The organism is Thermoplasma sp. (assembly GCF_023256435.1).
Lineage (GTDB): Archaea > Thermoplasmatota > Thermoplasmata > Thermoplasmatales > Thermoplasmataceae > Thermoplasma.
Genome location: NZ_JAGDXM010000058.1, coordinates 1 through 1581, shown reverse-complemented (window position 1 = coordinate 1581; position 1581 = coordinate 1). Strand labels below are relative to the sequence as shown.

At 45.7% G+C, this 1581-nt stretch carries 1 protein-coding gene and 1 pseudogene; one reads left to right on the top strand and one right to left on the bottom strand.

Annotation, left to right across the window (positions count from 1 at the left end; genetic code table 11):
- Window positions 1–764, bottom strand: a pseudogene (locus tag Q0C15_RS07710) (threonine--tRNA ligase); the annotation flags it as partial.
- Window positions 765–858: 94 nt separating this feature from the next.
- Between Q0C15_RS07710 and Q0C15_RS07705 the strand changes: the two are divergent.
- Window positions 859–1494, top strand: coding sequence for a hypothetical protein (locus Q0C15_RS07705; RefSeq protein WP_297218059.1), 636 nt, complete (start codon window positions 859–861; stop codon window positions 1492–1494).
- Window positions 1495–1581: the final 87 nt, after the last annotated feature.

The window sequence follows — 1581 nt, the reverse complement described above, 5'->3', positions numbered from 1 at the left end:
ATCTGGCCATACTGAGTGTACATCGGGAAGCCCGGCGCCCACTCTGAATTGAAAACGGCGAGATCCATCTCCGAGAGTATCTTCCTGTGGTCACGCCTCTTCGCCTCCTCAAGATTGTGAAGGTATTCCTTCAGAGATTTTTCATCAGGAAAAGCGGTTCCATATATGCGGACAAGGGTCTTGCTTTCATCGTATTTGTAAACAGCACTTGCTATGTTCAGCAGCTTGAACGCCCTTATGTAACCGGTGCTTGGCACATGGGGTCCAAGGCATAGATCGACAAAGTTGCCCTGCCTGTAAATGGAGCTTGCATCCGATACATTATCCTCAATTATCCTTAACTTGTAAGGATTTCTGGCAAATATCCTGATCAGTTCGTCCTTGGGATACACGATCTTCTCGATCGGTACATTCTCCTTCTGTATTCTGTGCATCTCATCTTCTATCTTTGCTAGATCCTCCTCTCCTATGGGCTTCATGTCAAAATCATAATAGAAACCGTTTTCCACAACCGGACCGGTATTTGGGAGGGCATCCGGATAGAGATTGGTAACGGCATTGGCAAGCAGATGTGCCGCGGAATGACGAAGGATCTGAAGACCATCCTCAGAATAGATGCTGACCGGTACTGCATCGACGTCCCTATCGGCCACATCTCTGAGATCGTGCAGGGTATTGTCGATCCTGACCGCCACAACATTTCTGTCCTTTATAACATCAATGTAGCGCTGGCCCTTTCTGACATGAACAGCTGAATCTGGCATAATTGGGTAAGAGATATATGTATAAAAAGATCGATTTTCCATATCCATATAAAAATCGGATAATGTTTATACCAGTCAGCCTGATACATGTCAAATGTCTTCATATACTATAAGGGAAGGTACCATATTTCAGAACGATCAGGAGGTTGGACGAATAACAGTTAAAAGAACCGGAGTCAGGACTGCAGAGATATCCATATCTGGCGTTGTGGATGTGACATTATCGCGCGCAGGTTCAGGTCGTTTCCAGATCTACGAACACGGGAATCTTGTCGGTTCAGAAAGGAGGGGCCTTGTGATAGATTACTACTCAAACACGTACAATGTTGATCTACGTGATCTAAACTCGTTCGTCTCGGGGTTTTCAAACAGCGTGACCGTCTATAATGGCGGGGTGACTGTCGGAACGATATCTAGATCAGAAGGTTCGATAGACGTGGAGGCCAACAGTGATGACACCGTCATGCTGATATACGGCGCATTTCTTCAGGCGTATGTCAGGCCCGTACCTGGTGCTGGTCGTAGAGGTATTCCTGGAAAATACCTGCTGGCATCCCTAGCCCTTCTCATTGGAGGCCTTGGAATATTCGACTATCTATCAATATACACTAAATATCCATATTATTATGGTTTGATCGTATTCATAGTCTTGGTCGCAGCTTCGGTTTATGTTCGTGTTCTTGGGAGAAAGGCTTATCTCAGGCAACAGAACGATCACACCAGGCAATGAAAGTGGAAAGGGATCATCGGTATTCTCAGTCATTTAAAAGAGAAGTTGGGGGTTTGGGGGAAGCTGTAAATCTCAACAGCTTTAGCG